This window comes from Leptothrix mechoopdaensis (SeqCode), assembly GCF_053893855.1.
In genome coordinates, this window is record NZ_CM132699.1 from 3,500,347 (window position 1) to 3,521,389 (window position 21,043).

Annotated in this window: 20 protein-coding genes; 10 read left to right on the forward strand and 10 right to left on the reverse strand. The window is 71.0% G+C overall.

The window, feature by feature from the left end:
* Positions 1 to 86: 86 nt before the first annotated feature.
* Positions 87 to 905 (forward strand): TIGR00266 family protein, encoded by an 819-nt coding sequence (locus ACWA7K_RS15100; protein ID WP_456162221.1) that lies wholly within the window; start codon positions 87 to 89, stop codon positions 903 to 905.
* Positions 906 to 924: 19 nt separating this feature from the next.
* On the opposite strand, the gene ACWA7K_RS15105 is transcribed toward ACWA7K_RS15100, so the two are convergent.
* The 4 genes from ACWA7K_RS15105 to ACWA7K_RS15120 all read right to left on the reverse strand — a co-directional run bounded on the left by ACWA7K_RS15105 (position 925) and on the right by ACWA7K_RS15120 (position 4,530).
* On the reverse strand, positions 925 to 1,359 hold the full coding sequence (locus ACWA7K_RS15105; protein WP_456162222.1) for a universal stress protein: 435 nt from the start codon (positions 1,357 to 1,359) through the stop codon (positions 925 to 927).
* 79 nt (positions 1,360 to 1,438) lie between these two features.
* Positions 1,439 to 2,317: a sulfurtransferase gene (locus ACWA7K_RS15110; RefSeq protein WP_456162223.1), complete on the reverse strand. Its 879-nt coding sequence runs from the start codon at positions 2,315 to 2,317 to the stop codon at positions 1,439 to 1,441.
* Positions 2,318 to 2,374: 57 nt separating this feature from the next.
* Positions 2,375 to 3,292 (reverse strand): DMT family transporter, encoded by a 918-nt coding sequence (locus ACWA7K_RS15115; RefSeq protein WP_456162224.1) that lies wholly within the window; start codon positions 3,290 to 3,292, stop codon positions 2,375 to 2,377.
* Positions 3,293 to 3,399: 107 nt separating this feature from the next.
* Entirely contained in the window at positions 3,400 to 4,530 is a 1,131-nt protein-coding gene (locus ACWA7K_RS15120) for an aromatic ring-hydroxylating oxygenase subunit alpha (RefSeq protein ID WP_456162225.1), read from the reverse strand.
* A gap of 246 nt (positions 4,531 to 4,776) precedes the next feature.
* On the opposite strand from ACWA7K_RS15120, the gene ACWA7K_RS15125 reads away from it, so the two are divergent.
* Genes ACWA7K_RS15125 through dxs form a run of 3 tightly spaced genes read left to right on the forward strand, consistent with a single transcriptional unit; the run spans position 4,777 to position 7,862 of the window.
* Positions 4,777 to 5,013, forward strand: coding sequence for an exodeoxyribonuclease VII small subunit (locus ACWA7K_RS15125; protein WP_456162226.1), 237 nt, complete (start codon positions 4,777 to 4,779; stop codon positions 5,011 to 5,013).
* Positions 5,010 to 5,900 carry a polyprenyl synthetase family protein gene (locus ACWA7K_RS15130; protein WP_456162227.1) on the forward strand — a complete coding sequence of 297 codons (891 nt, stop codon included), beginning with the start codon at positions 5,010 to 5,012 and terminating at the stop codon, positions 5,898 to 5,900. Before ACWA7K_RS15125 ends, ACWA7K_RS15130 begins: the two co-directional genes overlap by 4 nt.
* A 33-nt stretch (positions 5,901 to 5,933) precedes the next feature.
* Positions 5,934 to 7,862 carry a 1-deoxy-D-xylulose-5-phosphate synthase gene (gene dxs, locus ACWA7K_RS15135; RefSeq protein ID WP_456162228.1) on the forward strand — a complete coding sequence of 643 codons (1,929 nt, stop codon included), beginning with the start codon at positions 5,934 to 5,936 and terminating at the stop codon, positions 7,860 to 7,862.
* 32 nt (positions 7,863 to 7,894) lie between these two features.
* Here dxs and ACWA7K_RS15140 read toward each other — a convergent pair whose 3' ends face one another.
* Together ACWA7K_RS15140 and ACWA7K_RS15145 are read right to left on the reverse strand one after the other, a co-directional pair.
* On the reverse strand, positions 7,895 to 8,998 hold the full coding sequence (locus ACWA7K_RS15140) for an aminopeptidase (protein ID WP_456162229.1): 1,104 nt from the start codon (positions 8,996 to 8,998) through the stop codon (positions 7,895 to 7,897).
* Positions 8,995 to 11,103, reverse strand: coding sequence for a molybdopterin-containing oxidoreductase family protein (locus ACWA7K_RS15145; protein ID WP_456162230.1), 2,109 nt, complete (start codon positions 11,101 to 11,103; stop codon positions 8,995 to 8,997). The genes ACWA7K_RS15140 and ACWA7K_RS15145 overlap by 4 nt, the downstream gene beginning before the upstream one ends.
* Positions 11,104 to 11,219: 116 nt before the next feature.
* On the opposite strand from ACWA7K_RS15145, the gene ACWA7K_RS15150 reads away from it, so the two are divergent.
* The 4 genes from ACWA7K_RS15150 to ACWA7K_RS15165 all read left to right on the forward strand — a co-directional run bounded on the left by ACWA7K_RS15150 (position 11,220) and on the right by ACWA7K_RS15165 (position 14,708).
* Complete coding sequence (locus tag ACWA7K_RS15150; RefSeq protein WP_456162231.1) at positions 11,220 to 12,425, forward strand: M20 aminoacylase family protein; 1,206 nt, start codon at positions 11,220 to 11,222, stop codon at positions 12,423 to 12,425.
* Positions 12,426 to 12,563: 138 nt separating this feature from the next.
* Positions 12,564 to 13,124 carry a cysteine hydrolase family protein gene (locus ACWA7K_RS15155; RefSeq protein ID WP_456162232.1) on the forward strand — a complete coding sequence of 187 codons (561 nt, stop codon included), beginning with the start codon at positions 12,564 to 12,566 and terminating at the stop codon, positions 13,122 to 13,124.
* Positions 13,125 to 13,138: 14 nt separating this feature from the next.
* Positions 13,139 to 14,182, forward strand: a complete 1,044-nt coding sequence (locus tag ACWA7K_RS15160; protein ID WP_456162233.1) for a GlxA family transcriptional regulator — start codon at positions 13,139 to 13,141, stop codon at positions 14,180 to 14,182.
* A gap of 46 nt (positions 14,183 to 14,228) precedes the next feature.
* On the forward strand, positions 14,229 to 14,708 hold the full coding sequence (locus ACWA7K_RS15165) for a tetratricopeptide repeat protein (protein ID WP_456162234.1): 480 nt from the start codon (positions 14,229 to 14,231) through the stop codon (positions 14,706 to 14,708).
* 10 nt (positions 14,709 to 14,718) lie between these two features.
* Here ACWA7K_RS15165 and ACWA7K_RS15170 read toward each other — a convergent pair whose 3' ends face one another.
* The 3 genes from ACWA7K_RS15170 to tal are packed head-to-tail and all read right to left on the reverse strand — an operon-like array spanning position 14,719 to position 17,950.
* Positions 14,719 to 15,342, reverse strand: coding sequence for an HAD family hydrolase (locus ACWA7K_RS15170; RefSeq protein WP_456162235.1), 624 nt, complete (start codon positions 15,340 to 15,342; stop codon positions 14,719 to 14,721).
* On the reverse strand, positions 15,339 to 16,976 hold the full coding sequence (pgi, locus tag ACWA7K_RS15175) for a glucose-6-phosphate isomerase (RefSeq protein WP_456162236.1): 1,638 nt from the start codon (positions 16,974 to 16,976) through the stop codon (positions 15,339 to 15,341). Before pgi ends, ACWA7K_RS15170 begins: the two co-directional genes overlap by 4 nt.
* A gap of 26 nt (positions 16,977 to 17,002) precedes the next feature.
* A complete protein-coding gene (gene tal / locus ACWA7K_RS15180) occupies positions 17,003 to 17,950 on the reverse strand; it encodes a transaldolase (protein WP_456162237.1) in 948 nt (315 codons plus the stop codon).
* 287 nt (positions 17,951 to 18,237) lie between these two features.
* On the opposite strand from tal, the gene zwf reads away from it, so the two are divergent.
* Both zwf and ACWA7K_RS15190 read left to right on the forward strand, forming a co-directional pair.
* Positions 18,238 to 19,695, forward strand: a complete 1,458-nt coding sequence (gene zwf / locus ACWA7K_RS15185) for a glucose-6-phosphate dehydrogenase (protein ID WP_456162238.1) — start codon at positions 18,238 to 18,240, stop codon at positions 19,693 to 19,695.
* A gap of 152 nt (positions 19,696 to 19,847) precedes the next feature.
* Positions 19,848 to 20,702 carry a MurR/RpiR family transcriptional regulator gene (locus tag ACWA7K_RS15190; RefSeq protein ID WP_456162239.1) on the forward strand — a complete coding sequence of 285 codons (855 nt, stop codon included), beginning with the start codon at positions 19,848 to 19,850 and terminating at the stop codon, positions 20,700 to 20,702.
* Between the two features lie 53 nt (positions 20,703 to 20,755).
* Here the strand turns inward: ACWA7K_RS15190 and ACWA7K_RS15195 are convergent, their stop codons facing one another.
* A complete protein-coding gene (locus ACWA7K_RS15195) occupies positions 20,756 to 21,019 on the reverse strand; it encodes an STAS domain-containing protein (protein WP_456162240.1) in 264 nt (87 codons plus the stop codon).
* Positions 21,020 to 21,043 lie beyond the last annotated feature (24 nt).

The following is a 21,043-nucleotide window of genomic DNA, read 5'->3' on the forward strand; positions in this document are numbered from 1 at the left end:
ATGCCGGCTGGCTAAGATCGTCGCCGACCACCCCCGGCCCGTAGGCCAGGATGGCCTGGAACCCCAGCAGACACGGAGCAATTCCCATGGCGATGGACGTGATCGACTACGAGATCAAGGGCGCCGAGATGCAGTTCGTCGAGGTCGAGCTCGACCCTGGCGAAGCGGCGATCGGCGAGGCCGGCAGCATGATGTTCATGGACGCCGGCATCGGCATGGACACCGTCTTCGGCGACGGCAGCCAGCAGCAGGGCGGCGGCTTCTTCGGCAAGCTGCTGGGCGCCGGCAAGCGGCTGGTGACGGGCGAGTCGCTGTTCACCACGGTCTACACCAATCACGCGGCCGGCAAGCAGCGTGTCGCCTTCGCGGCGCCCTACCCCGGCAAGATCCTGCCGATGGACCTGCGCCAGCTCGGCGGCACGCTGATCTGCCAGAAGGACGCCTTCCTGTGCGCCGCGCGCGGCGTGTCGCTGGGCATCGCGATCCAGCAGAAGCTGTCGACCGGGTTCTTTGGCGGCGAGGGCTTCATCATGCAGAAGCTCGATGGCGACGGCCTTGCCTTCGTGCACGCCGGCGGCACGGTGGTGCGGCGCGAGCTGAAGCCCGGTCAGGTGCTGCTGGTCGACACCGGCTGCGTGGTCGCCTACACGCCCGGCGTGAGCTTCGAGATCCAGTACGTCGGCAAGATCAAGACGGCGCTGTTCGGCGGCGAGGGCCTGTTCTTCGCCAAGCTGACCGGCCCGGGCACGATCTGGCTGCAGAGCCTGCCGTTCTCGCGCCTGGCCAGCCGCATCTTCGCGGCCGCACCGCAGACCGGTGGCGGCGGGCGCGAGGAAGGTTCGATGCTGGGTGGCCTGGCCGCCGGCGGATTGCTCGGCGGCCTGCTCGGCGGCGACGACGACTGAGTCGCGCGCCCCGCCCCGCTCAGCGGACCACCAGCACCGGCACGGTGCCGTGTGTCAGCACCTTCTGGGTCTCGCTGCCCAGCAGCAGCGCGGCGACGCCACGGCGGCCGTGCGAGGCCATGACGATCAGGTCGCTGGCCTGGCTCTTGCCGAAGTCGAGGATGGCCTCCCACGGATGCAGCGCCTCGATCGACGCGGCCGTGCAGGCCACGCCGGCCGCCGCGCAGGCGTCCTTGACGACCTGCAGGTGCTTGACCGCGATGCGCTCCTGCGTGTCGTAGAACTCCTGCGGCGGCACCGGCTGCATCTCGGTGATGGCGCTGTACGGGAAGGGTTCCTTGACCGCCAGCGTGGCGATCTCGGCACCGGTCAGCCGGGCGAGCCCGATCGCGGTGGCGACGGCCTTGTCGGTGATGTCGGAACCATCGGTGGGAACGAGGATGCGCTTGTACATGTGACCTCCAGGGGGCGGCGTGAAAGGTGCCGCGACGAGGTCATCATGCGCCGTTGGATGCCGGGCGTCTTGACGGCGGTCAAGCCTCTCCACGCGCCAGCGGGCGCTGCGGCTGGCTGCACCATTCGCTCCAGGAGCCGGCATACAGGCGCGAGCCCGGCAGGCCGGCGATCGTCATCGCCAGCAGGTTGTGGCAGGCGGTGACGCCCGAGCCGCACTGGTGCACGACCTCCCCCGGCGAGCGGCCGGCCAGCAGCGTGTCGAAGGCCGCCCGCAGCGCCTCGGCCGGCAGGAAACGCCCGTGGCCATCGAGGTTCTGCGCGAACGGCCGGTTCAGCGCGCCGGGGATGTGGCCGGCCACCGGGTCGAGCGGCTCGACCTCGCCGCGATAGCGCTCGGGCGCGCGGGCGTCGATCAGCACGCCCTGGCCGATGCGGGCCTGCACCGTGTCGGCGTCGACCCAGGCCATGCCGGGTTCGGCCGGCAGCGGGTAGGCGCCCCGGTCGGCCACGGTCGCGGCCGGGCCGGCCTCCAGCGCGCCACCGGCGGCCTGCCAGGCCGCGAGGCCGCCATCGAGCACGAACACCGGGCCGTGGCCCAGCCACTTCAGCATCCACCAGGCCCGCGCGGCATACATGCCGCCGTGGGCGTCGTAGAGCACCACCGCCGTGTCGGGCGCCACACCGTGGCGGCCGAAGGTCGCCGCCGTGCGGGCCATCGACGGCAGGGGGTGCCGGCCGCCGCACAGCGCCGTGGCATCGCCCTTGGCGCCGAGGTCATGGTCGAGGTGCAGGTAGCCGGCCGACGGGATGTGGCCGGCCGCGAAGGCCTCCTGTCCGGCATCGGGCCGCATCAGGTCGAAGCGGCAGTCGAACAGGCGCAGCGGCGGCGCGCCTTCAGCGGCCAGCAGGGCCTGCAGTTCGGGCGCGGAGATCAGCGGGGTGGTCGGCAGGTTCATGGGCGTCGGGGCGTCGGGGCGTCGGAAAAGGGCTGGAAGGTCGATGGGCACGGGCGTTCACTCGATCTCGGGGACCAGCGTGTCGGGCCCGCGATCGGTCTTCTGGCGATCATGGCGCAAGCGCGCGGCGGCGATGCCGGCGGCCACGACCAGCAGCATGCCGGCGACCGACAGCAGGTGGACCGGGTCACCGAACAGCAGCACGCTGTAGACGAACGCGAAGGCGATGCCCAGGTACTGCAGGCTGGCGTTGACCAGCGGCTTGCCGATCGCGTAGGCCCGCGTCATCAGCAGCTGCGCGCTGGTCGCGAACAGGCCCACCGCCAGCAGCGCCAGCGCGCCCTTCGGGGTGTGGCCGTGGAAGCCGTCGTTGAAGGCGGTCAGCACCGCGCCGGCCAGCAGGCCGCCGAGCGAGAAGTAGAAGACCACGCGCGTCTCGGGCTCGCCAGCCCGGCCGAGCGCGCTGACCTGCAGGTAGGCCATCGCCGAGAGCATCCCCGACAGCAGGCCGATGACGCCGTGCCACAGCTGCGAGGCCTCGATCGTCGGCCGCAGGATCGCGGCCACGCCGCAGAAGCCGGCCAGCGCGGTCAGCACGAGGCGGCCGTCGATGCGGCTGCCGCCGAGCATCACCGAGCCGCCGATCAGGAACAGCGCCATCCAGACCGAGGACATGTAGTTCAGCGTCATCGCGGTGGCCAGCGGCAGGCCGGTGATCGCGTAGAACCACATCAGCAGCGAGCTGACGCCGCTCAGCCCGCGCCAGAAATGCATCGCCGGCACGGGGGTGCGCCACGACGTGCGCTGGCGCCGCATCAGCAGCAGCATCAGCAGCAGGCCGACGATGCCGCGGTACATCACGATCTCGGTGCTCGGGTACCAGGCCGAGGCGATCTTGACGGCCACGCCCATGCTGGCGAAGAGGAAGGCCGCGCCGATCATCATCAGCGTCGGCGACTGGAAACGTCGGAGCATCGGTCGAGTGTCGGCGCAAGGCCGTGAAGGAAACAAGGCCGCCCTGCGGGAACAGGACGGCCTTGTGGTCAGGCGGGGCAGGCGGTGTCAGGCGGTGTCAGGCGGCGTCAGTCGCCCAGCGCATCGCCCATCTGGCGCCGGTACCACTCGTGGAAGTGCTGCATGCCGTCCTCCATCGGGCTCTGGTACGGGCCGACCTCGTTGTCGCCACGCCGCATCAGGGCCTTGCGGCCGGCATCCATGCGCTCGGCGATCTCGTCGTCCTCGATGCAGGTCTCCATGTACGCGGCGCGCTGCGCCTCGACATAGTCGCGCTCGAAGGCGGCGATCTCCTCGGGGTAGTAGAACTCCACCGTGTTGAGCGTCTGCTCCGGGCTGATCGGGTGCAGCGTCGAGACCGTCAGCACGTTGGGATACCACTCGACCATGATGTGCGGGTAGTAGGTCAGCCAGATCGCGCCGTGCTTCGGGGCCACGCCGTCCTGGAAGCGCATGACCTGGTCGTGCCAGCGCTCGTAGACCTTCGAGCCCGGCTTGCCGAGCGCCTTGCCCGCGCCCTGGGCCACGCCGACCGTCTGCACCGAGTACTCGCGGCCCATCTCCCAGCGCAGGTCGTCGCAGGTGACGAAGTTGCCCAGGCCGGGGTGGAAGGGACCGACGTGGTAGTCCTCCAGGTAGACCTCGATGAAGGTCTTCCAGTTGTAGTGGCAGAGGTGCTGCTCGACATGGTCGAACACGTAGCCGTCGAAGCTCAGTTCCGCGCGCGGCCCGATGTGGCCGAGGTCGGCCTCGATGTCGCGGCCGTTGTCCTCGAAGACCATGCCGTTCCACGTGCGCACCGGGTAGTTGCGCAGGTTCAGGCAGGGGTCCTCGCGGAAATGCGGCGCGCCGATCAGCTGGCCGTCCAGACCATAGGTCCAGCGGTGCAGCGGGCAGACGATGTTCGAGCCGGTCTGGCCCCGGCCCTTGAGCATCACGGCCTGGCGATGGCGGCAGACGTTGGAGATCAGCTCCACGCCCCGATCGGTGCGGACCAGCGCACGGCCTTCGCCCTCGTGGGCCAGCGCGTGGTAGTCGCCAACCCGGGGCACCATCAGCTCATGCCCCAGGTAGCGCGGGGCGGAGGGAAAGATCTGTCGCATCTCCTTGTCGAAAAGTGCCTGGTCAAAGTAGGCCGTGACCGGCAGTTGCGTGCGACTTCTTTGTAGAGCTTCCAGTGTGATGCTCAGGTCGGACATGATCCCCAGGATCTCCAAGTGCATGTCGAACCACCACCCCGATCGGCCCAGGCTTGGACGGTATCGACGCGCTGGACACGATCAACCCGCCGGAAGCCACCGCTCGGGTGTTTCGGGCCAGTCAGAACGGACAGCGCGGGGGGCCGGGGTGGGCGGACGCCCAAGGCCAGCCGCGAATTCTAGCCGGGGGGTCGCGCAGCGGGTCGCCGCCTACAATCCCAAGCTTTCCAGACCCCTCCGAGCCCCATGACCCAGAGCGCGCCTCCGTCGTCCGAACCGGCCCACTACGAGGCCGCGCTGCAGGAGCTCGAACAGCTCGTCGCGCGCATGGAAGGCGCCCAGATGCCGCTGGACCAGTTGCTCGAGAGTTACCAGCGCGGCGCCGTGCTGCTGAACTTCTGCAAGACCCGGCTCGAAGCCGTCGAGCAGCAGGTGCAGGTCCTGGAGGCCGGCCAGCTCAAGCCCTGGAGCGACGCCGCATGAACGCGCCGGACTTCGACGCCTGGATGCAGGCCTGCCTGGCGGAGGTCGAGACCGAGCTGGGCCGCCACGTGCAGGCCGATGCACCGGCCGGCCTCGGCCAGGCGATGCGCTATGGCGTGCTCGACGGCGGCAAGCGCCTGCGCCCGCTGCTGGTGCTGGCCGCCGCCCGCAGCGTCGGCGGTGACCCCGTCGCCGCGATGCTGGCGGCCTGTTCGGTCGAGCTGATCCACGCCTATTCGCTGATCCACGACGACATGCCCTGCATGGACAACGACGTGCTGCGGCGCGGCAAGCCGACCGTCCACGTCCAGTTCGGCGAAGCCCAGGCCATGCTGGCCGGCGACGCGATGCAGGCGCTCGCCTTCGAGGTCTTGACCCCCGAGGGCGGCCGCGTCGCCCCGGTCCTGCAGGCGCGCCTGTGCGGCCTGCTGGCGCGCGCCTCCGGCGTGCAGGGCATGGCCGGCGGGCAGGCGATCGACCTGGCCCACGTCGGCAAGCCGATGGACGAGGCCGCGCTGCAGGACATGCATGCCCGCAAGACCGGTGCCCTGCTACAGGCCAGCGTGCTGATGGGCGCCGCCTGCGGCGAGACCACGCCGGCGCAATGGCAGGCCTTGTCGGACTACGGTGCGGCGATCGGCCTGGCCTTCCAGGTGGTCGACGACATCCTGGACGTGACCCAGGCCTCCGAGACCCTGGGCAAGACCGCCGGCAAGGACGCCGACCAGAACAAGCCGACCTATGTCTCGCTGCTGGGACTGGAAGGCGCACGTGCTCGCGCCCGGGCGCTGCATGCCCAGGCCCGCGCCGCGCTGGATCGCGCCGGCCTGATCGACCCGGCCCTGCTGCGCTGCCTCGCCGACCGGCTGGTCGACCGCGAGACCTGAGACCTGACGCCCCCGCCACCGCACCCGCACACGATGACCGAACCCTACCCGCTGCTCGCCCGCATCCAGTCGCCGCGTGACCTGCGCGCACTCGGCCGTGCCGAGCTGCCGCAGCTGGCGCTGGAACTGCGCGAATTCATCCTGCAGAGCGTCTCGCGCACCGGCGGGCACCTGTCGTCCAACCTCGGCACGGTCGAGCTGACGATCGCGCTGCACTACGTGTTCGACACGCCCGAGGACCGGCTGGTCTGGGACGTCGGTCACCAGACCTATCCGCACAAGGTCCTGACCGGCCGGCGCGACCGCATGACCACGCTGCGCCAGCTCGGCGGCCTGAGCGGCTTCCCGCGGCGCGACGAGAGCGAGTACGACACCTTCGGCACGGCGCACTCGTCGACCTCGATCTCGGCCGCGCTGGGCATGGCGCTGGGCGCGCAGCAGAAGGGCGAGAAGCGCCATGCCGTGGCCATCATCGGCGACGGCGCGATGACCGCCGGCATGGCCTTCGAGGCGCTCAACAACGGCGGCATGCCCCATGCCGGCCGGGTGCCCAACCTGCTGGTCGTGCTCAACGACAACGACATGTCGATCAGCCCGCCGGTCGGTGCGCTGAACAAGTACCTGGCGCGGCTGATGAGCGGCAAGTTCTACGCCGCCGCCCGCGAAGGCGCCAAGCAGGTGCTGAAGAACGCACCGCCGCTGTTCGAGCTGGCCCGCCGCTTCGAGGAACACGCCAAGGGCATGGTCGTGCCCGGCACGATCTTCGAGGAGTTCGGCTTCAACTACGTCGGCCCGATCGACGGCCATGACCTGGACGCGCTGATCCCCACGCTGGAGAACCTGCGCGACAAGCCGGGCGCGCAGTTCCTGCACGTCGTCACCAAGAAGGGCTACGGCTACAAGCTCGCCGAGGCCGACCCGATCGCCTACCACGGCCCCGGCAAGTTCGACCCGCAGATCGGCCTGGTCAAACCGGCCGCCGTGCCCAAGCCGACCTTCACCCAGGTCTTCGGCCAGTGGCTGTGCGACATGGCCGCCGTCGACCCGCGCCTGGTGGCGATCACGCCGGCGATGCGCGAAGGCTCGGGCATGGTCGAGTTCCACAAGCGCTACCCGGCCCGCTACCACGACGTCGGCATCGCCGAGCAGCACGCCGTCACCTTCGCCGCCGGCCTGGCCTGCGAGGGGCTCAAGCCGGTCGTGGCGATCTATTCGACCTTCCTGCAGCGGGCCTACGACCAGCTGATCCACGACGTCGCGCTGCAGAACCTGCCGATGGTGTTCGCGCTCGACCGCGCCGGCCTGGTCGGCGCCGACGGGGCCACGCACGCGGGGGCCTACGACATCGCCTATGTGCGCTGCATCCCCAACCTGTCGATGCTGACGCCGGCCGACGAGGCCGAGACGCGCCGCGCGCTGAGCACCGCCCACGCCCACGACGGTCCCGTCGCCGTGCGTTACCCGCGTGGCAGTGGCGCCGGCGTGGCGACCTCGCCGGACCTGGACACGATGCCGTGGGGACAGGGCGAGATGCGGCGTGAATCGTCTGCGGCGGGCGCCCAGGCGGGCCAGCCGCGCATCGCCATCCTGGCCTTCGGCACGCTGCTCTACCCGGCGCTCGAGGCGGCCGACAAGCTCGATGCGAGCGTGGCCAACATGCGCTTCGTCAAGCCGCTGGACCAGGCGCTGGTCGAGCGCCTGGCGCGCAGCCACGACGCGCTGGTGACGGTCGAGGAAGGTTGCCTCCCCGGAGGTGCCGGCAGTGCCGTGCTGGAAGCCCTGCAGGCCGCCGGCATCCAGGTGCCGGTGCTGACGCTGGGCCTGCCCGACCGCTTCATCGAACACGGCGATCCTGCCGTGCTGCTGGCCCGCTGCGGGCTCGATGCGGCCGGCATCGAGGCGTCGATCCGCGAGCGCTTCGTCAGCACCGCCGCGCCGCTACGTCACGTCGCCAACGGCTGACGCGGCTCGGTCAGCCTCCGGGCCTCCCGGCGTCAGCGCGCCAGTTCGGCGTCGCGCTGCGCCTTGGGCAAGGCGGCCAGCCGGCGCACCTCGGCATAGAAGGCCGGCCAGTCGCGGCCGACGCGCTCGAACAGGCGCTCGAACTCGGGCACCTGCGCGTTGTAGGCCGCCAGCACGCCCAGCTGCGCGTTGTTGACCCCGGCGAACCACTCGTCGTAGCCGGCAAAGCCGCGCCACGGGCCGTCGTCCGACGCCTTCAGCGCCGCATGTCCGTCCCGCAACGCGGCCAGCGCACGGGCCTTGCCGGCGCGCTTGTCGGCCTCGCTGGCATCGCTGCGGTAGAGCGCCAGGAGCTGCTCGCGCGTGGCCATCGTCAGGCGACGGAAATCGTTGCGGCGGGCCTCGGCCGCAGCCTCGGCGCGTTCGATGCGCGCACGCAGCTCGGGGCTGGCTTCCTCGGCCAGCCACTGGCGGCTGCCGATGCGTTCGACCGCCGTCGCGTAGGACTCGTTGAAGACCGTGTCGCCCTCGGCAAACGCCAGCTGGTGCGACAGCTCGTGGATGATCAGCCGCGCCAGTTCGAGCTCGCTGTAGCGCGTCACGAAGGTGTTCAGCAGCGGGTCGGCCAGCCAGCCGTGCTGCGGCACCTTGCCCAGCGTCGAATAGGCCGGCACGCCGTAGACGAAGGTGTCCAGGCCCTGCGCCTTCAGCTGCTCGGCCTCGGCCTTCGCCTCGGCCGGGTCGTAGTAGCCGCGATAGCCGACGCAGCCCACCACGACGAAGCACCAGGTGTGCAGGTCCAGGCTCAGCTCGGGCGCGGCAACGACGTTCCAGACGGCCGCCGGCCGGCCCAGGTCGGCATAACGCCGGTAGCTGCCGTTGTCGGGCAGATGCAGCCGGCGCACCGCGTAGTCGCGGATCTTCTGGCTGAAGACCAGCCGCTCGCGCAAGTCGGTCGACAGGTCCGGCCGGGCCAGCACACGCTCGACCGGCTCGGCGGCGTTGAGGATCTTCACGTGCCCCGCCGTCGACTGCCAGTAGTAGCCCAGCGTGCCGCAGCCGCTGATGCCCGCAGCGGTGGCCACGGCCAGCGCGACGGCGCCCAGCCCCAGCGCCAGGCGGCGTGGCCGGCTCATGCGGCCTCCACCTCGACCAGCACGTCGTAGAAACACGGCGCGTTGCCCATGTCGGTCAGGCGCTGGTGGGTGACCTCGTTGACGTTGGTGCCACGCAGGCCGAGCTTGCGCCACCAGATGCCCAGGCCGTTGACGACACCCGGCCGGGCCCGCGTGCTCAGGCGCGCGGTCGCGTGGTAGCTGCCGCGGTCGTTGTGGACCCGCACCAGCGCGCCGTCGGCCAGCCCGCGCGCGGCGGCGTCGTCGGGGTGGATCTCGACGATCGGCTCGGCCTCGATGTCGCGCAGGCTCTTGACGTTGACGAAGCTGGAGTTGAGGAAATGCCGCGCCGGCGGCGAGATCATCGCCAGCGGATAACGCGCCGCCAGCGCCGGGTCGGACTCGGCGCTTTCCCACGGCGCGACATGGTCGGGCAGGCCCCAGCCCAGGGCCGGCGCGCTGATGCGCACGCGGCCGTCGGGGGTCGGGAATCCGCCGTCGGCAAAGGGCGCGTCGGGCAGCGGCAGGCGCTGCCAGCCGTCGCGGCGCAGCGTGTCGAAGTCGATCGGGGCCTTGAAGGCGACCCGCGCGAGCTGCTCGTCGTCATCGCGGAAACAGGGCTCGTCGTAGCCCATCGCGGCGGCCAGGCGGCGGAAGATCTCGGTGTTCGGCAAGGCCTCGCCGAGCGGCGCGATGGCCGGCTCGTTGATCAGCACGTCGGTGTGGCCGTAGCTGGTGTGCACGTCCAGGTGTTCGAGCTGCGTGGTGGCCGGCAGGACGATGTCGGCGTGGTCGGCGGTGTCGGTCAGGAAATGCTCCAGCACGACCGTGTAGAGGTCCTCGCGCCGGAAGCCCGCGACCACCTCGGGCGACTGCGGTGCGACCGCGACCGGGTTGCTGTTGTAGACGATGACCGCCTCGATGCGCGGACCGAAGTCCGGTGATGCCGGCCGCAGCAGGTCCGCACCGATCGTGCTCATGTTGATGACACGCGGTTGGCGTCCGGCCAGCAGGTCCGGGCGCTGCAGGGCGGCGTCGTCGCGCACGGCCGCGTAGCTGCCCGAACTCGACAGCAGCAGGCCGCCGACCGCGCCGTCCGGCGTCGGCCGCCAGGCGCCGATCAGGCAGGGCAGCAGCGCGATCAGCCGCACCGCGTTGCCGCCGCCGCGCACCCGCTGCATGCCGTAGTTCAGGCGGATGGCGGCCGGGCGGGCGTCGGCGTAGTCGCGGGCCAGCGTGCGGATCACCTCGGCGTCGATGCCGCAGACGGCCGCCGCACGTTCGGGCGGCCACTGCAGCGCGCGCTCGCGCAGTCCGTCCCAGCCGTCCGGGCCGGTCTGCACATGGCGGGCGATGTAGTCGTGGTCGAGCCGGTCGTGCACGATCAGCTCATGCATCAGCGCCAGCGCCAGCGCGCCGTCGCTGCCGGGTCGCAGGGCGATGTGCTGGTGGCACTTGTCGGCCGTCTCGGTGCGGCGCGGGTCGATGCAGACCAGCTTGGCGCCGGCCCGCTTGGCCTGCTGCGCATAGGTCCAGAAGTGCAGGTTGGAGGCAATCGAGTTGCTGCCCCAGATCACGATGAGCTTCGCCCGCGCGTACTGCTGCACCCGCATCCCGACCTTGCCGCCATAGGTCAGCGCCAGCGCCGCGCCACCGGCCGAGGCGCAGATCGTGCGGTCCAGCCGCGAGGCGCCGAGCCGGTGGAAGAAGCGCCCGGCCATGCTCTCGCCCTGGATCATCCCCATCGTGCCGGCGTAGCTGTAGGGCAGCACCGCCTGCGGGTCGCGTGCGGCGATGGCCGATAGCCGCGTGGCGATCTCGCGCAACGCCTGGTCCCACGAGATGCGCTCGAACTGGCCACTGCCCTTGGGGCCGACACGCTTGAGCGGGTGCAGCACGCGTTCGGGGTGATGGGTGCGCTCGGCATAACGCGAGACCTTGGTGCACAGCGCGCCGTGGGTGGTCTCGTGTTCGGCCCAGCCCTGCACATGGACGACCCGTTCGGCGCCGGGTTCGCCCTGCACGGTGACCTTCAGGGCGCAGGTGTCGGGGCAGTCGTGCGGGCAGGCGCCATGCACCACGCGGGTCGGTGCGGCGGCGGCGGAAAGGGGCGTTGCAGCAGTCATCCACGGATCATGGCATGGCCCGGAAGGGCCGATTTCGACGGCCTGCAGAGCGGCCGGGAGCCACGGCTAAGATCGAACGGCAGGCCGGCCGGAGCCTCAACAGGAGCCCTTCCACCATGTCCCCGAGAGAACCCCGACTGATCGACGCCATCGTGGACGACGCCCCTGCGCTGGCCGAGATCCGGCGCGACATCCACGCCCATCCGGAGCTGTGCTTCGAGGAAGAACGCACCAGCGACCTGGTCGCGCGCTGTCTGGGCGAATGGGGCATCGAGCACCACCGCGGCCTGGGCCGGACCGGCGTGGTCGGCATCATCCGCAACGGCACCTCGGACCGCGCGATCGGCCTGCGCGCCGACATGGACGCGCTGCCGATGACCGAGCACAACCGCTTCGCGCACGCCAGCCGCCACGCCGGGAAGATGCACGCCTGCGGCCACGACGGCCACACCGCGATGCTGCTGGCGGCGGCCAAGCACCTGTCGCGTCAACGTGATTTCGACGGCACCGTCTACCTCGTCTTCCAGCCGGCCGAAGAGGGCGGCGGCGGGGCCCGCGAGATGATCCGCGACGGCCTGTTCGAGCGCTTCCCGATGCAGGCGATCTTCGGCATGCACAACTGGCCCGGCATGGGCGCGGGCACCTTCGGCGTCTGCCCCGGGCCGATCATGGCGTCGAGCAACGAGTTCCGCATCACCATCACCGGCAAGGGCTGCCACGCCGCGCTGCCGCACAACGGCATCGACCCGGTGCCCGTGGCCTGCCAGATGGTGCAGGCCTTCCAGACCATCGTGACGCGCAACAAGCGGCCGATCGACGCGGCGGTGATCTCGGTGACGATGATCCACACCGGCGAGGCGACCAACGTGGTGCCCGACTCGTGCGAGATCCAGGGCACGGTGCGGACCTTCTCGCTGGACGTGCTCGACCTGATCGAGCGCCGCATGCGCGAGGTCGCCGAACACACCGGCGCGGCCTACGGCGCCAGCGTCGCCTTCGAGTTCCACCGCAACTACCCGCCGACCGTGAACCACCCGGCCGAGGCCGAGTTCGTGCGTGGCGTGATGGCCGAACTGGTCGGGGCCGAGCAGGTCATCGCCTTCGAGCCGACGATGGGCGCCGAGGACTTCAGCTACTTCCTGCTGGAGAAGCCCGGCGCCTATTTCATGATCGGCAACGGCGACGGCGGCCACCGCGACCACGGCCACGGCCTGGGCCCCTGCAACCTGCACAACCCGACCTACGACTTCAACGACCGGCTGATCCCGCTGGGCGCGAGCTTCTGGGTCCGGCTGGTCGAACGCTGGCTGGCCAAGGCCTGAGGTGATGACTGGCCTGACCGGTTCAGGCGGTCACGCCGGACAGGTCCGTTTTTGACCGCCTCCGGTCCGCTGACGGCCTCGCCGCCGGCCCGCTCCGCGACGACGATGAAGGCCTTGCAACCCACCCGCCGACGCACCATGACCACCGCCCTGCTCCTGATCGATGTCCAGGCCTCCTTCCCCGCCCGCCCCTACTGGGACGAGCGCGAGGCACCGGCCTTCCTGGCCGCCTGCAACACGCTGATCGACGGCTGCGTCGAACGGGGCGTGCCGATCGTGCAGGTCTTCCACACCGACGGCCCGGACGAGCCCGCCAACCCGTTCGCACCGAGCAGCGGCCTGATCCGCCCGCTCGACGGCCTGCGCGGCTACCCGCCGGCGCTGACGGTCCACAAGCACCGCCACAGCGCGCTGGTCGGCACGGGGCTGGCGATCTGGCTGCACCAGCAGGGCATCCGCCGGCTGATCGTCGCGGGCATCCGCACCGAACAGTGCTGCGAGACGACCGCCCGCCATGCCAGCGACGAGGGCTGGGAGGTCGACTACGTGCTCGACGCCACGCTGACCTTCGACATGCGCACGCCCGACGGCGCGCTGCTGTCGGCCGCCGCGATCAAGGAACGCACCGCCACCGTGCTGGCCGGCCGCTTCGCGACGATCTGCTCGGTGCAGCAGGCGCTGTCGCGCGCTGCGGCGTGAGTGGCATGAGCGGCATGAGTGGGGCGATCGGGGTGAGCGTCGTGGACGTCCTGTTCATCGTCCTGCCCGACACCCTGCTGCTGGACCTGGCCGGCCCGGCCGAGGCCTTCCGGCTGGCCAACCAGAACCTGGCCCGGCAGGGCCACGCGCCGCTGTTCCGGCTGCGCCATGCCGGGCCGCTGGCGCAGACCACGTCGTCGGTCGGCCTGCAGCTGGCCGGCATCGAGCCGCTGCCCGATACGCTGGAGCGGCCGACCTGGGTCGTGCTGATGGGCCGCCCCGGCGAGGCCGCTCAGGTCGTGCGGCGGCAGCGGCCCTGGCTGGACACGCGGCAGTGGCTGGCCCGCGTGGTCGCACCGCAGCTGGACATGCCGGGCACGCCGCACCGGCTGCTGACGGTCTGTTCCGGCGCGCTGCTGGCGGCCGATGCCGGCCTGATCGGCACGCGCGCAGCCACCACCCACCACGAGCTGCTGGCCGACCTGGCCCGGCTGGCGCCGGCCGCGCAGGTGCGCGCGAACCGTGTGTTCATCGAGGACGGCCCGCTGCTGACCAGCGCGGGCATCACCGCCGGCATCGACCTGGCGCTGCACTGCATCGCCCGGCAAGGCGGCGAGGCGCTGGCCGCCGCCGTCGCGCAGGTCATGGTGGTGTTCCACCGCCGCGCGCCGGACGACCCGGAACGCTCGCCGCTGCTGGCCTGCCGCAGCCACCTGCATCCCGCCGTTCACCGGGTCCAGAACGCGGTCGCCGAGGAACCGGCAAGGGCCTGGACGCTGGCCGACCTGGCCGAGGCGGCGCACGTCACGCCGCGCCATCTCGCGCGCCTGTTCCTGGCCCATGCCGGCGTGACGCCGCGCGACTACGTCGAGCAGGTCCGGCTGGCCTGGTGCCACGAGGCGATGGCCGCCGGCCGGCCGCTCAAGCAGGCGCGCGAGCTGGCCGGCTTCAGCTCGGAACGCCAGTGGCGACGGGCGCGCCAGCGGGCCCGCAGCCAGACCCCGCCCGGCGCAGGGCCGGAAGCGGCCGAGGCTGGTCAGGCGTCGGCCCACGCGTGAACATCGGCCCCGGTCGCCCGCCCCGAGGTGCCCGAGGAGAACCGACATGACCCTGCCCATCCCGCGCCGCTGGCCCCTGGCCGCCGCCCTCATCGCCCTGTTCGCCCTGCTCGCCGGCCTCGTTCCGGCCTACGCCGCCGACATGCCCAGCACCGCCAGCCCGGCCGACAGCCGCACCGAGCTGGCCCCTGCCCGCCGCGCGATCGACAAGGCCGACTGGGCCGGCGCGATCCGCGAACTCGACAAGGCGCTGGCCCGCAACGAGCGCCAGCCCGAGGCCCACACGCTGATGGGCCTGGCGCTGCGCAAGAGCGGCCAGCCGGAACGGGCACTGAAGTCCTACGAACGGGCGCTGCAGCTCGATCCGCGCAGCCAGGGCGCGCACGAGTACATCGGCGAGGCCTACCTGATGCTGCGCCAGCCCGAACAGGCGCGGGCTCATCTCGTGAGCCTGAAGCAGCTGTGCGGGGAACAGTGCGAGGCCTACCGCGACCTGTCGCAGGCCATCGCGGCCTACAAGCCCTGAGCGGACCGGTTCAGGCTGGCAGGCCGAACGCGGCCAGTTCGCGCGCCGCCTGGGCGGCGTTCTCGAACAGCACGGCGTGCAGGCCGAGCGCGCGGGCCGCGTCGACGTTGGCGACGTGGTCGTCGAGGAACACGGTGTCCTCGGCCGCGATGCCGAAGCGGTCCAGCGCCAGCCGGAAGATCGCCGCGTCAGGCTTGGCCAGCTGGACGCGGCCGGAGAACACGCCGTCCTCGAACTGGCCGAGAAAGGCGTGCGTGGCCTGCAGGTGGTCGGCGAACGGCGCCGGCATGTTCGACAGGTAGAACAGCCGGTGGCCGGCCTGGTGCAGGCGGCCGATCCACGCGACCGTGTCGGGCAGCGGCTCCAGCGCCGACGGGATGGTGTCGACCAGCCGCTGCAGCTCGCGCGCCGGCAGGCCGGTCTGTGCGGCCAGTGCCTCGACCAGTTCGGGGATCTCGATCGTGCCGTGGTCGAAGCGGCCCCAAGGCCCGGTGTAGCCGCGGAAGATCCGGTCGGCCAGCGCCCGCGCCGCGTCGGCATCGGGCGCGTGTTCGGGCAGGACCTGCTGCAGCAGGTCGACCGGCTGCCAGCGGAAGACCACCGCGCCGAAGTCGAAGATCAGGTGCCGCGTCATGCCAGCAGGCGCGACAGCAGCGCGGCGGTCGAGCCGTCCAGCCCCGCCGTGTCGCCGCTGGTGAAACGCGGCAGCAGCTGGTTGCACAGCGCCTTGCCGAGTTCCACGCCCCACTGGTCGAAGCTGTTGATGCCCCACAGCGCGCCGCTGGTCCAGACGCGGTGTTCGTACAGCGCGATCAGCGCGCCGAGCGATGCCGGCGTCAGCGCCTCCAGCACGAAGGTCGAGCTCGGCCGGTTGCCGGGGAAGGTGCGGTGGCGCGCGACGGTCTGCGCGTCCAGCGCGGCGCTGGCGGTCGGGGCCTTCTCGCCCAGCGCCTCGGCGGTCGACTTGCCCAGCATCAGCGCCTGGCTCTGCGCCAGGCAGTTGGCCAGCAGCTTGACGTGCTGGTCGGCCAGGCCGGCCTTCAGCACCTCGGGCACGTCCGGGCCGTGGTTGGGCGTCTTGACCGCGATGAACTCCACCGGGATCACGTCGGTGCCCTGGTGCAGCATCTGGAAGTAGGCGTGCTGGCCGTTGGTGCCGGCCTCGCCCCAGACCACCGGGCAGGTCGCATACGGCAGCGGCTGGCCGTCGAGGTCGACGCACTTGCCGTTGCTCTCCATCTCCAGCTGCTGCAGGTAGGCCGGCAGGCGGCGCAACCCCTGGTGATAGGGCGCGATGCTGCGGCTGGTGTAGCCCAGGAAGTTGCGATACCAGACGTCCAGCAGCCCGAGCTGGATCGGCAGGTTCGACGCCAGCGGCGCGGTCGCGAAGTGGCGGTCCATCGCGTGGGCGCCGGCCAGCAGGTCGCGGAAATGGGCCGCGCCGATCGCCAGCGCGATCGGCAGGCCGATGGCGCTCCACAGCGAATAACGGCCGCCGACCCAGTCCCAGAAGCCGAAGGTGGTGGTGATGCCGAACCTGGCCGCCGCCTCGACGTTGGTCGTCGTGGCCGCGAAGTGCTTCGCGATGGCCGCCTCGCCGCCGTCGCCGTAGCCGGCCAGGAACCAGGCCCGCGCGACCTGGGCGTTGGCCATGGTCTCCTGGGTCGTGAAGGTCTTGGAGGCGACGATCACCAGCGTCTCGCGCGGGTCCAGCCGGCGCAGCACCGGGGCGATGTCGTGGCCGTCGACGTTGGAGACGAAATGCAGCGTCAGCGAGCGGCTGGCGTAGGCGTCCAGCGCCGGCACGACCATCTGCGGGCCCAGGTCCGAGCCGCCGATGCCGATGTTGACGACATGGCGGATGCCGCTGCGCGCGGTGTCGCGGACCTGCTCGACCCAGTCGAGCATGCGGTCGAGCACGCCATGCACGTCGTCGGAGAACGGCGCCACGCCGCGCGGCGCGCGCAGCGCCGTGTGCAGCACCGCGCGGCCTTCCGTGTGGTTGATCGGCTCGCCGGCCAGCATCGCGTCGCGGCGCGATTCGAGCTGGCAGTCGCGCGCCAGCTGTTCCAGCAGGCCGCGCACCGTCGTGTCCCAGTGGTTCTTGGACAGGTCGGCGTGGATCTCCGGCGCGTCGAGGCTGAAGGCCGCCGTCCGGCCCGCGTCGCCGGCAAAGGCGTTGCGCAGGTCGAAGGCACGGCCGGCACCGGCGTGGTGGTCGGCCAGGGCGGCCCAGGCGGGCGACTGGTCACAGCGGGTCACGGACATGGGTCGGTCTCCTCGTGGGCTTGGGGTCAGATCGCGAGGATCATCTGGTCGAGCTTGCCGGCGTCGACCGCGAAGGCGCGGATGCCCTCGGCGAGCTTCTCGGTGGCCATCGCGTCGGCGTTCAGCGCGTAGCGGAAGGCGGCCTCGTCGAGGCGGACCCGCTCGATCGCGGCGTCGCGCGCGGCGGCGGCATCGAGCGCGGCGGTGATCGGGGCCTCGCTGGCCTGCAGCTGGGCCAGCAGGTCGGGGCTGATGGTCAGCAGGTCGCAACCGGCCAGCGCGGTGATCTGGCCGACGTTGCGGAAGCTCGCGCCCATCACCTCGGTCGCGATGCCGAACTTCTTGTAGTAGGTGTAGATCTGGCTGACCGAACGCACGCCCGGGTCGTTCGCACCGGCGTGGGCGGCCTCGTCCCAGGCCGCGCCGGCCGACTTCTTGTACCAGTCGTAGATCCGGCCGACGAAGGGCGAGATCAGCTGCACGCCGGCATCGCCGCAGGCCACCGCCTGGCAGAACGCGAACAGCAGCGTCAGGTTGCAGTGGATGCCCTCGCGCTCCAGCTCGGCGGCGGCCTGGATGCCTTCCCAGGTCGAGGCAATCTTGATCAGCACCCGGTCGCGGCCGATGCCGGCGGCCTCGTACAGGCCGATGAGGCGGTGCGCGCGGGCGACGGTCGCGGCGCGGTCGAAGCTCAGGCGGGCGTCGACCTCGGTCGAGACGCGGCCGGGCACGACCTTCAGGATCTCCAGCCCGAAACGGACCAGCACGCGGTCGACCACCTCGTCGAGCGGCAGGCCGCGGTGGGCCTTGACCGTGTCGGCCAGCAGTGGCGCGTATTCGGGCTGCTGCACCGCCTTGAGGATCAGCGACGGGTTGGTCGTCGCGTCGCGCGGGGCGAACTGGGCGAGCTGCAGGAAGTTGCCGGTGTCGGCGACGACGGTGGTGTGGCGCTTGAGCTGATCGAGCTGGTTCATGGCGTTGGGGGTGCTGCGGCTGGGAAGGCCGGAATTAGACCGCATGAGTGGTCCGCTTGAGTTCAAGCGAGTTACGGCCGCGACAGACCGTCCGGTCGGTCATCGAACGACCGTTCGTCATGGGAGAAACGGCCTGCGGCGGCGTCCGGCCCCGGTCCCGGATTGACCTCGAAAAGAAACTCATGCATCATCGTTTCTGAAACAAAGTTACACCGCCAGCGCCGACACAGCGAACCGCCTGACGGCCCGGTGTGACCCGGCAATCGACTCCACTCGAAAAGGTCCACATGTCCTTCGACCTCGTTCTCTTTGGCGGCACCGGCGACCTCACCTGGCGCAAGCTCATGCCGGCCCTGTTCCAGGCCTTCCGCCACGGCAAGCTGCCCGGCGGCGGGCGGATCCTGGCGGTGGCCCGCGACGAGCGCAGCGATGCGGACTACCGCAAGTTCATCAAGGACCGCTTCGTCGAGGTCGAAAGCTCCAAGCGCCCGAACGAGGAAGAGTTCGCCCGCTTCGCCGAGCTGCTGCACTACCGCCGCATGGACCTGTCGCAGCCGGCCGACTACGCCGGCCTGAAGCAGTGGCTGGACGAACGTGGCGCCGACACCGTCGTGCTCTACCTGGCCACCAGCCCGCACCTGTTCACCGCGATCACCGAGCAGCTCGGCGCGGCCGGCCTGAACGCGCCGCACATCCGCGTCGTGCTGGAAAAGCCGCTGGGCCATGACCTGGCCAGCGCGCAGGAGATCAACCAGGTCGTGCGTTCGGTCTTCACCGAGCGGCAGGCCTTTCGGATCGACCACTACCTCGGCAAGCCCTCGGTCCAGAACCTGATGGCGCTGCGCTTCGGCAACGCGCTGTTCGAGCCGCTGTGGCGCCGCGAGAGCATCGCCAACATCCAGATCACGCTGGCCGAATCGCTCGGCGTGGGCACGCGCGGCGACTTCTACGACCGCACCGGCGCGCTGCGCGACATGGTCCAGAACCACGCGCTGCAGCTGCTGACGATGATCGCGATGGAGCCGCCGTCGACCAGCGACGCCGACGCGATCCGCGACGAGAAGCTCAAGGTGCTGAAGTCGCTCAAGCCGTTCACGGCCGAGAGCGTCAACCGCGACGTCGTGCGCGGCCAGTACCGCGCCGGCAACGTCGACGGCAAGAAGGTCCCGGGCTACCTCGACGAGGTCAAGGTGCCGAACGGCAGCCACTGCGAGACCTTCGTGGCGATCCGCACCGAGGTGCAGAACTGGCGCTGGGCCGGCGTGCCGTTCTACCTGCGCACCGGGAAGCGCCTGGCCGCGCGCGACGCGCAGATCGTCGTCAACTTCCGCCCGGTCCCGCACCCGATCTTCTCGGGCGTGCACCGCGCCAACAAGCTGGTGATCAAGCTGCAGCCGGAAGACGGCCTGGAGCTGCACCTGCTGGCCGCCAAGGGCACGGGCGTGGGCGACATGCTCGCGCCGGTCTCGCTGGACCTGGACTTCGACAAGGCCTTCCAGAGCGACCGCGTCGGCGCCTACGAGCGCCTGCTGCTGGACGCCATCGCCGGCCGCCTGAACCTGTTCGTGCGCAGCGACGAGCAGGAAGAGGCCTGGCGCTGGGTCGAGCCGGTGCTCGACACCTGGGCGCGCGAGCACAGCGGCGGTGGCGAAGGCCCGCGCGGCTATGCCGCCGGCAGCTGGGGCCCGGCGGCGGCCAGCGCGCTGGTCGCCCGCGACGGCAACGCCTGGAGCGAAGAGCAATGATCTGGCCGCTGCCGCCCTCCTCGACGCCCGCGTCCCCGTCGTCGGGGTTGCCGGGCGGCAGTTCGTCGTCGGGCCTGGGCCCCGGCGCATCCACCCCCTCATCCCTGGTGGATGACGGTCGAACGGCCAACGTGACACGATCGGCCCCCACCATGCTCGACCGCATCCGCGCCTCCCTCCCCGCCCTGTCGCCGGCCGAACAGCGGGTCGGCAAGCTGGTGCTGGCGGACCCGCGCAGCTTCTCCAGCCTGCCGGTGGCCGAACTGGCCGACCGCTCCCACGTCAGCAAGCCGACGGTGGTGCGGTTCTGCCGCAGCGTCGGCTATGACGGCCTGGCCGACTTCAAGCTGAAGCTCGCCGGCACGGTCAACGAGGGCGTGCCCTTCGTGCACCGCGCGGTCGACGAGGACGACAAGCCGAACGACCTGATCGTCAAGGTCATCGACAACGCGGTCAGCGCGCTGCTGAAGTACCGCGGCGACGTCGCGGCGCACGCGATGGAACGGGCGATCGAGGCGCTGACGGCCTCGGCGCGCGACGGTCGGCGGATCCAGTTCTACGGTGTCGGCAACTCGGGCATCGTGGCGCAGGACGCGCAGCACAAGTTCTTCCGGTTGGGCGTCAACGCGGTCGCCTTCAGCGACGGTCACGTCCAGGTGATGGCCGCGACGATGCTGCAGCCGGGCGATTGCGCCGTGATGATCTCGAACTCGGGCCGCACCCGCGACCTGCTCGACGCCGCCGAGATCGCGCGCCGCAAGGGCGCCCAGACCATCGTGATCAGCTGCAGCGGTTCGCCGCTGGCGCATCAGGCGCAGATCCTGCTGGCGGTGGATCACCCCGAGGACTACGACCGCTACAGCCCGATGGTCAGCCGCCTGCTGCACCTGACGGTGATCGACATCCTGACAACGGCAGTGGCGCTGCGCCTCGGCCCGGACCTGCGGCCGACGCTGCAGGAGATCAAGCGCAACCTGCGCGCCAAGCGCTACGCCTCGCCGGAATGACGGCGACCCGGCGCGCGGCCGGGTCGGTCAGAGAGATCGTTCAGAGGGTTCGTTCAAAGGCAGTTGGCCAGGCCGTAGAGGCCGGCCAGGCGCACCAGGCGCGCCGGCAGCGACTGGGTCGCGAAGGTGCGACCCTGCGCCAGCGCGTGGCGCTTGCAGCTCAGCAGCACGCCCAGTGCGCTGGAGTCGAAGCGGCTGAGCTGCTGGCCGTCGATCACGACGGGCGTGCCGGAAGGCAGCGCATCCATCTGCTCGTGCAGGGTCTTCAGCGCCGGAGGCGTCTCGACGTGGGTCAGTCGTTCAGGCAGGCTCAGCATGGGACGGACATTCGACTCGTGTTG

What these genes read in the sequence shown, in the direction of transcription:
- ACWA7K_RS15110 (WP_456162223.1), bottom strand. Translation starts at nt 2,317, where the DNA reads ATGAACCTGCCGACCACCCCGCTGATCTCCGCGCCCGAACTGCAGGCC.
- tal (WP_456162237.1), bottom strand. Translation starts at nt 17,950, where the DNA reads ATGAACCAGCTCGATCAGCTCAAGCGCCACACCACCGTCGTCGCCGAC.
- ACWA7K_RS15120 (WP_456162225.1), bottom strand. Translation starts at nt 4,530, where the DNA reads ATGTCCGACCTGAGCATCACACTGGAAGCTCTACAAAGAAGTCGCACG.
- ACWA7K_RS15105 (WP_456162222.1), bottom strand. Translation starts at nt 1,359, where the DNA reads ATGTACAAGCGCATCCTCGTTCCCACCGATGGTTCCGACATCACCGAC.
- ACWA7K_RS15115 (WP_456162224.1), bottom strand. Translation starts at nt 3,292, where the DNA reads ATGCTCCGACGTTTCCAGTCGCCGACGCTGATGATGATCGGCGCGGCC.
- zwf (WP_456162238.1), top strand. Translation starts at nt 18,238, where the DNA reads ATGTCCTTCGACCTCGTTCTCTTTGGCGGCACCGGCGACCTCACCTGG.
- ACWA7K_RS15170 (WP_456162235.1), bottom strand. Translation starts at nt 15,342, where the DNA reads ATGACGCGGCACCTGATCTTCGACTTCGGCGCGGTGGTCTTCCGCTGG.
- ACWA7K_RS15145 (WP_456162230.1), bottom strand. Translation starts at nt 11,103, where the DNA reads ATGACTGCTGCAACGCCCCTTTCCGCCGCCGCCGCACCGACCCGCGTG.
- ACWA7K_RS15140 (WP_456162229.1), bottom strand. Translation starts at nt 8,998, where the DNA reads ATGAGCCGGCCACGCCGCCTGGCGCTGGGGCTGGGCGCCGTCGCGCTG.
- dxs (WP_456162228.1), top strand. Translation starts at nt 5,934, where the DNA reads ATGACCGAACCCTACCCGCTGCTCGCCCGCATCCAGTCGCCGCGTGAC.
- ACWA7K_RS15160 (WP_456162233.1), top strand. Translation starts at nt 13,139, where the DNA reads ATGAGTGGGGCGATCGGGGTGAGCGTCGTGGACGTCCTGTTCATCGTC.
- pgi (WP_456162236.1), bottom strand. Translation starts at nt 16,976, where the DNA reads ATGTCCGTGACCCGCTGTGACCAGTCGCCCGCCTGGGCCGCCCTGGCC.
- ACWA7K_RS15125 (WP_456162226.1), top strand. Translation starts at nt 4,777, where the DNA reads ATGACCCAGAGCGCGCCTCCGTCGTCCGAACCGGCCCACTACGAGGCC.
- ACWA7K_RS15195 (WP_456162240.1), bottom strand. Translation starts at nt 21,019, where the DNA reads ATGCTGAGCCTGCCTGAACGACTGACCCACGTCGAGACGCCTCCGGCG.
- ACWA7K_RS15190 (WP_456162239.1), top strand. Translation starts at nt 19,848, where the DNA reads ATGCTCGACCGCATCCGCGCCTCCCTCCCCGCCCTGTCGCCGGCCGAA.
- ACWA7K_RS15165 (WP_456162234.1), top strand. Translation starts at nt 14,229, where the DNA reads ATGACCCTGCCCATCCCGCGCCGCTGGCCCCTGGCCGCCGCCCTCATC.
- ACWA7K_RS15155 (WP_456162232.1), top strand. Translation starts at nt 12,564, where the DNA reads ATGACCACCGCCCTGCTCCTGATCGATGTCCAGGCCTCCTTCCCCGCC.
- ACWA7K_RS15130 (WP_456162227.1), top strand. Translation starts at nt 5,010, where the DNA reads ATGAACGCGCCGGACTTCGACGCCTGGATGCAGGCCTGCCTGGCGGAG.
- ACWA7K_RS15150 (WP_456162231.1), top strand. Translation starts at nt 11,220, where the DNA reads ATGTCCCCGAGAGAACCCCGACTGATCGACGCCATCGTGGACGACGCC.
- ACWA7K_RS15100 (WP_456162221.1), top strand. Translation starts at nt 87, where the DNA reads ATGGCGATGGACGTGATCGACTACGAGATCAAGGGCGCCGAGATGCAG.